We start from the raw sequence: 7,352 nt of genomic DNA on the forward strand, positions 1-7,352 counted from the left end.
CATCCGTGATAGCACGTCGTCCACTCGGTGACAAGTTCTGGATGTCGCCGGATGGGTGACATTCCAGAGAGCGGTCAGGCGTCGGGGGGAACAGGGCATAAGTGCCGGTGGCCTTGAGCAGCCGGGCCACCCGCGGCGGGGTGCCGCGCAGCGTCAGCGGGCGGCCCAGTTGCTTGGCCCGGTTGCGGGCGGCGACCAACGCGCCGACGAACCGGCAGTCGGCGAAGGAGACCTGGGACAGGTCCACCACCACCCCGGCCGGGCAGCGCTCCAGTGCCTCCAGCAGCCGTGCGCGGAACCCGGGCGTGGTGGCCAGGTCCAGCTCGCCGACGGCCCGCACCACACCCGGGACGCTCGCGGTCGCGGCGCCTGCGGGGCGCCGGCCGCGGAGCGGGGTGGTGGGGCGCCGGTGGGACAGCGTCGCCTGCGGGCTCACGCCGCCGCGGGAACGGGCCGGCCGCTCCACGCGGGCTGCGACACGTCGCCGGACTGCACGGAGATCTTCCGGGACCGGGAGGCGGAGGCGAGGGGCACGGTGAGGGTGAGCACGCCGTCCTCGCTGCGGGCCTCCAGGCCAGCCGGGTTGAGGGTGTCGGCCAGCTGGATCCGGCGGGTGAACACCCCGTGGGCCCGCTCGGCGAGCTCGGTGCGCGCGCCCTCGCCGCGCGGGGCGCGACGGCGCTCGGCCGTCACCGTGACCGTCCGGCCGTGCACCTTCACCTCGATCGCCTCGCGCGCGATGCCAGGCAGGTCCAGCGCGATCACGAAGCGGTTCTCCTCGCGCCAGGCGTCCATCGGGATCGACGCGGGCCGCGACCAGGAGCTTGGGGGCGCCTGGTGGGCCACCGCAGTGCGCAGGAACATCGTCGGACACCTCCGGTCCACCAAGGGTCTTTTGTGCTGTTCGCACCGGTGCGGTGCGACCGGTCACTGTTGTAGCATGTCATCCAGTCGATGACAAATAGGGAGTCAGCGAAAGAGTGACGACATTGGATGCGCAGAACCGCTCGGTGGAGACGGGGCCGGCGTCGTTCCTGGCCGCGCACGCGGCGCTGGGGATGATGGACGCCGCGGCTCGTACCGCCCGCCACGCACCCCCGGACCCCGCCGACCAAGACGACCCGCAGCAGGCCCTTGCCGCGCTCATGCTGCTGCGGCAGGTGCGCAAGGAGATCGCCGGCTGGGAGACCGGCCTGATCGAGACCGCCCGCGACGCCGGCGCCACCTGGGCGGACCTGGCCGAACCGCTCGGGGTGCAGAGCCGCCAGGCCGCCGAACGCCGCTACCTGCGCCTGCGCCCCGACACCACGAAACAGCGCACCACCGGCGAACAGCGCGTCCAGGCCGCCCGCGACGCCCGCGCCGCCGACCGCGCCGTGTCGACGTGGGCGCGCGACCACGCCGCCGACCTGCGCAGTCTCGCCGGGCAGATCGGCGCCCTGGACGACCTCACCGACAGCTCCGCGCCCGCGATAGCACGCCTGCTGGACGCGCTCGGCGACAACGACCCCGCCCGCCTCCTCGCCCCGCTGGCCGAGGCCCGGCCCCTGCTGGAGGCCGAGCACCCGAAGATCGCCCGCCTCCTCGACGAACTCACCGCCTGCACCGACGAGCTGCGCGCCGACAGCGACCGCCGGCGCCGCGCGGGTGCGGTCGGCCCCTGACCGCCCACCTTCCCCACCGCGCTGGAGGATCCGTGCCACCCACCGCGCTGCTGCCCACCATCCGCCTGCTCCCGCGCCGAGACCCGGAGCAGGCCCCGGCCGCCACCGCCGTCCGCCCGGACGCCCCGTCCGCCGAAGCGCTCCGTGCCGACCGGTACAGCACCCGCCCGAACCCACCCGCGGCCCGCTACGGCGCCACCTCGGAATGCGTCGACGGCTGGAAGCTTTTCGCCCGCCGGCCCACCCCTACCGCTCCGAACGGGACACCGTAGGCCACCGCCAGCTGAGCCGCGGAGCCCGATCGCTCCTCGCCACGGCAGGACTACACCAACAGGCGGCAGAGGAAACCTGCTCTCGCGAGAGTAGACTTTCGCTCCGGGTGGGGTTATCTTCTGTGGTGTAGCGAGTGAGTAGAAGAAGGCACGGCAGACATGAACTGCCGTGAGCAGGTCCGCAGGAACGCGGCCCCCCGGGGGTCGCGGGCGGTACCCGCGGTATCCAGCAGCACCCAGCACTAACCCGTGCAAGTTGACTAGCGAAGGTAAAGGAGCCAGACGCCATCAGGATCGCCCGGGCATTCGGTTCGCCCGGGCACCGCAAGGCCCCGGATTGGAAGGTGGTCCCCGGTCACGCATCACGATCCCCGCAGCCCCGCCCCTCCCGGGCGGCCCCCGCGGAAGAAGAATCCCGGCCCAGAGGGCCGGTAGATGGTGTTGAAAGCTCGGGGCCCGGCGCCACAGGCGTCCGGGCCCCCCTACGCGTCCCCGGAAGAAGAGGTCTATGCCCCCTGCCCCACCCCGCCGCGTCGACAACCTCGACGACGACGACTACCCCGCCTACACCATGGGCCGCGCCGCCGACATGCTCGGCACCACCCCCGCATTCCTGCGCGCCCTGGGCGAACACCACCTCATCACCCCCCTGCGCTCCGACGGCGGCCACCGCCGCTACTCCCGCCACCAACTGCGCACCGCCGCCCGCGCCCGCGAACTCGTCGACCAGGGCACCCCCATCGAAGCCGCCTGCCGCATCGTCACCCTCGAAGACCAACTCGAAGAATCCCAGCGCCAGAACGACGAACTGCGCACCACGCAGACCCCTCCCCCGGCCGCTACCTGACCAGGCGGCGGGGCGGCACCACATCCCATCGGGCGTGTGACGGACGAGCCTACTGGTCGACAAGTCGAAATCACCCACGGTCCACGCGCTCACCCCACCCACGCCGGTACATCCCGCTGGTGACCAGAATGCCCATCTGCCCTTGCCGGATCCGGGTCCGAGTGCAGGTGCGGGGGCGCCCCGCGGGCTCCGACCACGGAGGCGGCGCCGGTCCGTCAAAGACGCCGGCGAAGGGCCGCAGCCGGTCGAAGTTGTGCAGCAGTTCGGCGACTTGCGGCACGCCGCCGTCGGTCGCGAGATGATCAAACCCGTACCTAGGAGGCAGTATGGAGCAGTCGTACGAGGTGGAACGCCGCGAAGGCGCCTCCTACCTCATCCGGGAGTACTTCGCCACCCTGACGGCGGCCCTCGCCTACTTCGACCAGCAGGTCGAAGCAGCGCGCAGACACCCGCAGGCTCAGGTGGAGATCCGCGAGTACCGCCCCGGCGAGCGGGGCAGGACGATCCGCCGATGGACCTCACAAGCCGACCAGGTCGTCGGCGGGAATTAGCTCCCCTCCATCCGCTGGACCCAGCCGGGAGCCGTGGCCGAAGTGTCCGTGGGAGCCTCGGATCCGGTCCGAGACGGCCACGGACACTGGCCTCAGATTGACTGCCGGCCACCAAGGGCGCTACCGGAGCAGCCGGATCGCTCCGCCCAGCCGGGCGAGGCCATCCGCCGACGGACCTCGGAGCCCGTCACGTCGCCATCGACGGGGCGCAGCCGGCGACGACCCCTGGCGCCGCTCAGAAGTCGAACAGCGGTCCGGTGGCACGGTGCATCAGGCACGGGTTGGCATAGGTGCGCTGGTAGTCGACGGGGTTGCCGTTCCACACGCCGGTCGCGCTCACCGTGACGGGCTGGACGACGTCCGCGCACATCACCTGCGTGGACGGCGGCGCGGTGAAGTCCAGTCCGTCCGCGGCCAGGGCCGCACACGCCGCGGCGCGCGCGGGGTGATCGCCGCCCGCCTGCTCCCCGCACTCCAGCACCGCCGTACGCGCCGTCGGCACCCCGTCACCGGCGACCGTCATCACCAGCATCGACGGACCCGTCGCCGACACGGTGTCGGCGAACGCCTGCGGAACGGCCGCGGTGGTCACCACCGCAGCGCCCACCAGTGCGGCAGCGGCCAGTCGACGGGAGAAGTGACGCATCGTAACAAACCTTTCAAATCGCACCCTATCGCCCGTCCGAACGGTCGGGCGGCTTCCGTCCAGGAGCGTGCCACGACAGAGGGAACCGACCAAAAGAACCATGCGAAACCGGACATGGCATGGACACGCCATGCTGACCGGAAAGCAGCTTGCCATCGGCGAAGCCCATGCCGTGCGGCAGACATCCCAGCCGCCGAAGACGCCGCCACCACCTCCCCAGCCCCACACGCAACCGCGGGCGCCCTCCCTCGCCTGCCGCAAGACCCGCCCGCCGGACGCCGCACCATGACCGAACCCCGACTCGGGACGACTGGAATGCGATGCGGAGCGCCCACGTCCTGCGCCACGTCCGAAATCAGCACGACGAGCTGACCGCCCGGTTGCGCGGCCGGGCGAGCACCAGGGCGCGCGATCGCCTCCGGACAGTTCCCTCCGCAGTCCATCCACTGGGTGGGGAGCCCGGGCAGCGGCGCGCCGACCAAGAAGCAGGCGACGACTTGTAGGCGAAGTCGCCGTCCAAGTTCGCAGCACGTAGGCCGGTCGACGGTGACGTCCAGATCGTCGGTCGCGCCGCGGACGGTGTGGTGGACGGGCGATGGCGACCTCGAGCAGTGGGACGAGCCAGGGCAGCCCGAGCCTCTGCGTGCGCGCCCCGCCCAGCAGGTCGTCGTCGATAATCGCGTCCGCGACCGATCACCGACCGAGTCAAGCTAAGGGACGACTCCGCCGGGTTCACTCTCAGAGCGACTGACCGGCTCGGCGTCGGGGTTGGCCCGGGAACGGACCGGCCCGGTCAGCCGCCCGCAGACGATGCTCGCTTCCATGAGGTGGCCGACGGCCAGCACCGCGAGGAGTACGTTCAGGGTCTGTCGCGTAGGGGCGGCCGGCCGCTGGCCGAGCCGGGGGTTGACCTTTCCCAGCGGATCGGTGGTGACGTACACGGTGCTGCCGACGGGCGGTTCGCCATCGACGGAGAACGATCTGCCGTCGTTCAGCCGGACGTAGACCCCGTCTTGTTTGGGGGCGCCGCTGTCGCTGGTGTAGGTCCGGATGCCGGTGACGACGCCCGTCGACGTCACGCCGCGGTCGTGCAGGATTTGCTGTTCCACGTCCCGATCGCCGGAACCGCCTGCCGTGACGCAGCAGACGATGACGACGACAGCACCGGCCCAGAAGATCACCCACCGCACAGTGCTGGTGCGGTCGTCGATCCAGCGGTCTCTGACGAACGCGTAGGCCACGAGCACGCCGAGGTAGAAGAACAGATCCGCGAGCATGATCACGAGGATCAAACCGTGCTCGTTGTCGCGCCACGCGTCCTGGTCGAGTCTCAGCGACAACAGAGAGACCCCCAACGGGACGGCTGCCGCCAGCACGCACCACACCGGCCACAGCAGCGCCCACGCCGCCTTCCGCACCAACTGGCCCCCCATCCACCAGCGTGACGCCACAGCCAGAACCTCCGCAAGAGCCCGAACCCGTCGCACCCGGCGACGCACAGCTCAACTCGGCCGCCGCCTCGCGGAAGGCAGTGCGGCCGCCGCCAGTCCACCCTGCTGGCTTGAGCTTGGCCCGCAGCACAACCTGCGACAGGACCCGCCTGCCGACGCCCGGGCGCTGTCGTCACCGGCCCGATCGAGTGGTGGGCGGGGCCGGCGACAACGGAGCCGGCCCGACGGCCGGACCGTGATCACGCAGTGCCAGCGCTCTGCCCCCAGCGCGCGATCCCGGCCGCTGGAACAGCGGCACGTGGCGAGCCCCCGTCGTGGTCAGTGCCAGTAACTGGGGGTGTCTGCGCCCGGTTGCTGCCACGCCCAGACGAGCAACGCGACCACACCACCGACGACGAGGAGCGCGAACAGCAGGCAGCCGACGCCACCGAAACGGCTGCGACGAGAGGTGGACATGCAAACCCCTCAGAGGAAGTAGGCGAGGTTCACGAAGAAGGCGATGTAGGCGATCACGCAGATCGTCACGATGGCCGCGAACCACCACTGATGCACCTGGCGCCAGGGCACCCTGGCACCGGGGAAGCGGGTGCGCAGGTCACTCCAACTGAGTAACCCCACGTCGGTGACGGGTGCCTGGGTGGGCGGTGCGGTCAGTACCGCGAGCAGCCGCTGCAAGGGCTCGGCCTCCCACAGGCGCGTATCCAGGAGCAGGGGTGGCTCTTCGAGGGAGGTGACCACCAGCCGGTGCTGATGGGAGGCCAGGGGCAGGCGGATCTTGTGCAGTCCGGTGACGTCGCAGTCAAGCGTGTGCAGTACCAGGCGTCCCCAGTGGTTGCGAGCGCTCAGGACACCGTCGTGGAGCGTGATCGTGGCCCTCGCCCGGCGCAATGCCAGGCCACCGGCGAACCATGCCAGGGGAACGAGGACGGCGAGTACGCCGACGATCAGACCGGCCAGGCCCGCCCCGGTCGTTCCGCGGTAGCCCGTGGCCAGTCGCAGACCCAAGCGAAGCGTGCCGATCGCGATCAGTGGCGCGGCGCCCAGGAGAGGAGCCCTGAAGGCCCTGTTGTCGGCTCTGAGGATATCGACGGAGTCTGCGAAGTCACTGTCTTGTCTGCCACCAGCCGAGTGTGCCATCGCGGGCAGCGGGCCTCCAGCGATTCATGCGGATTCGCTGGAACAGCGGCGGGGCCCCTCCCCGTGGCCGCCAGTGGCGTCTGCTGCATGCGGCTCACCCCGACCGCTGGTCCGCCTCACCGCCGAAACGGGAGAGGTGGACGCAGCAGGGATGCCGCGTCCACCTCTTCGGGTCACTGAGGCTTCACCGTTGGTGAGCCGTCACCGGCCGGCTCTCAGGACGTGGTGACGTCGTCGTAGTAGGTGTAGGTGGGGTCGCCGGGGTAGTTGTCGTCCTTGCTGGTCAGGGTCAGCGTGTAGCTGTGGCCGGCGGTGATGCTCGCGGTCTTGAGCACCCAGCCGGAGCTGGCCACACAGGTCTTGGCCAGGACAGTTGTCGTGGTGCCGGTGGTGTTGTCCTTCAGCGTGGCGGTGGCCCAGTCGTAGGTGACGGTGTCGGGGCAGGTCACGTTGTAGTAGAACGACAGTTTGGTGCTGCCGGTCGGCGCGGTGAAGGTCTGCGCCGCGGTCGAGGTGGTGCTGGGGCTGGTCGAGCCGAGCATGGCGCCGTAGCTGCCGGAGTGCTTGGCACCGGTGGTCACCGTGGCGCTGCCGCTGGTGGTCCAGCCGGAGAAGCTGCCGGTCTCGAAGCCGCCGTTGGTCACGCCGTTGCCGCCACCACCGCTGCCGTTGATCGTCCAGCTGAACGACGCGGAACCCGACGCGCCGGTGCTGTCCTTGGCGGTCACGGTGACACTGGAGGTGCCCGCCGTGGTCGGGGTGCCGGAGATCAGGCCCGAGGAGG

Annotated in this window: 11 protein-coding genes; 4 read left to right on the forward strand and 7 right to left on the reverse strand. The window is 70.8% G+C overall.

Annotation, left to right across the window (positions count from 1 at the left end):
* Together TR48_RS29665 and TR48_RS29670 are read right to left on the reverse strand one after the other, a co-directional pair.
* On the reverse strand, positions 1-436 hold a 436-nt coding region (locus TR48_RS29665), incomplete at its 3' end, for an STAS domain-containing protein (RefSeq protein ID WP_161789937.1).
* The gene (locus TR48_RS29670; protein WP_042373095.1) at positions 433-864 is read right to left on the reverse strand and encodes an Hsp20/alpha crystallin family protein; all 432 of its coding nucleotides are present in this window, start codon (positions 862-864) and stop codon (positions 433-435) included. The genes TR48_RS29665 and TR48_RS29670, both read right to left, overlap by 4 nt.
* 125 nt (positions 865-989) lie before the next feature.
* Here TR48_RS29670 and TR48_RS29675 point away from each other — a divergent pair, with 125 nt between their 5' ends.
* The 4 genes from TR48_RS29675 to TR48_RS29690 all read left to right on the forward strand — a co-directional run bounded on the left by TR48_RS29675 (position 990) and on the right by TR48_RS29690 (position 3,334).
* Entirely contained in the window at positions 990-1,664 is a 675-nt protein-coding gene (locus TR48_RS29675) for a type III effector protein (protein ID WP_174501750.1), read from the forward strand.
* A gap of 32 nt (positions 1,665-1,696) precedes the next feature.
* Positions 1,697-1,936: a hypothetical protein gene (locus TR48_RS29680; RefSeq protein ID WP_042373096.1), complete on the forward strand. Its 240-nt coding sequence runs from the start codon at positions 1,697-1,699 to the stop codon at positions 1,934-1,936.
* A 508-nt stretch (positions 1,937-2,444) separates the two neighbouring features.
* Complete coding sequence (locus tag TR48_RS29685) at positions 2,445-2,783, forward strand: MerR family transcriptional regulator (RefSeq protein ID WP_042373097.1); 339 nt, start codon at positions 2,445-2,447, stop codon at positions 2,781-2,783.
* 326 nt (positions 2,784-3,109) lie between these two features.
* Positions 3,110-3,334, forward strand: a complete 225-nt coding sequence (locus TR48_RS29690; protein ID WP_042373098.1) for a hypothetical protein — start codon at positions 3,110-3,112, stop codon at positions 3,332-3,334.
* Between the two features lie 235 nt (positions 3,335-3,569).
* On the opposite strand, the gene TR48_RS43745 is transcribed toward TR48_RS29690, so the two are convergent.
* The 5 genes from TR48_RS43745 to TR48_RS29710 form a co-directional block, all read right to left on the reverse strand.
* The gene (locus TR48_RS43745) at positions 3,570-3,980 is read right to left on the reverse strand and encodes an SSI family serine proteinase inhibitor (RefSeq protein WP_042373099.1); all 411 of its coding nucleotides are present in this window, start codon (positions 3,978-3,980) and stop codon (positions 3,570-3,572) included.
* A gap of 710 nt (positions 3,981-4,690) precedes the next feature.
* The gene (locus TR48_RS29700; RefSeq protein ID WP_152628258.1) at positions 4,691-5,431 is read right to left on the reverse strand and encodes a hypothetical protein; all 741 of its coding nucleotides are present in this window, start codon (positions 5,429-5,431) and stop codon (positions 4,691-4,693) included.
* Positions 5,432-5,749: 318 nt separating this feature from the next.
* Positions 5,750-5,887: a hypothetical protein gene (locus TR48_RS43750; protein WP_161789938.1), complete on the reverse strand. Its 138-nt coding sequence runs from the start codon at positions 5,885-5,887 to the stop codon at positions 5,750-5,752.
* A gap of 9 nt (positions 5,888-5,896) precedes the next feature.
* Positions 5,897-6,568, reverse strand: a complete 672-nt coding sequence (locus TR48_RS29705; RefSeq protein WP_042373101.1) for a hypothetical protein — start codon at positions 6,566-6,568, stop codon at positions 5,897-5,899.
* A 215-nt stretch (positions 6,569-6,783) separates the two neighbouring features.
* Positions 6,784-7,352: putative Ig domain-containing protein (locus tag TR48_RS29710; RefSeq protein ID WP_042373102.1), on the reverse strand; the 569-nt coding region annotated here is incomplete at its 5' end.

Origin of the sequence: Streptacidiphilus neutrinimicus (assembly GCF_000787815.1) — a bacterium.
Taxonomy (GTDB): Bacteria; Actinomycetota; Actinomycetes; order Streptomycetales; family Streptomycetaceae; genus Streptacidiphilus; species Streptacidiphilus neutrinimicus.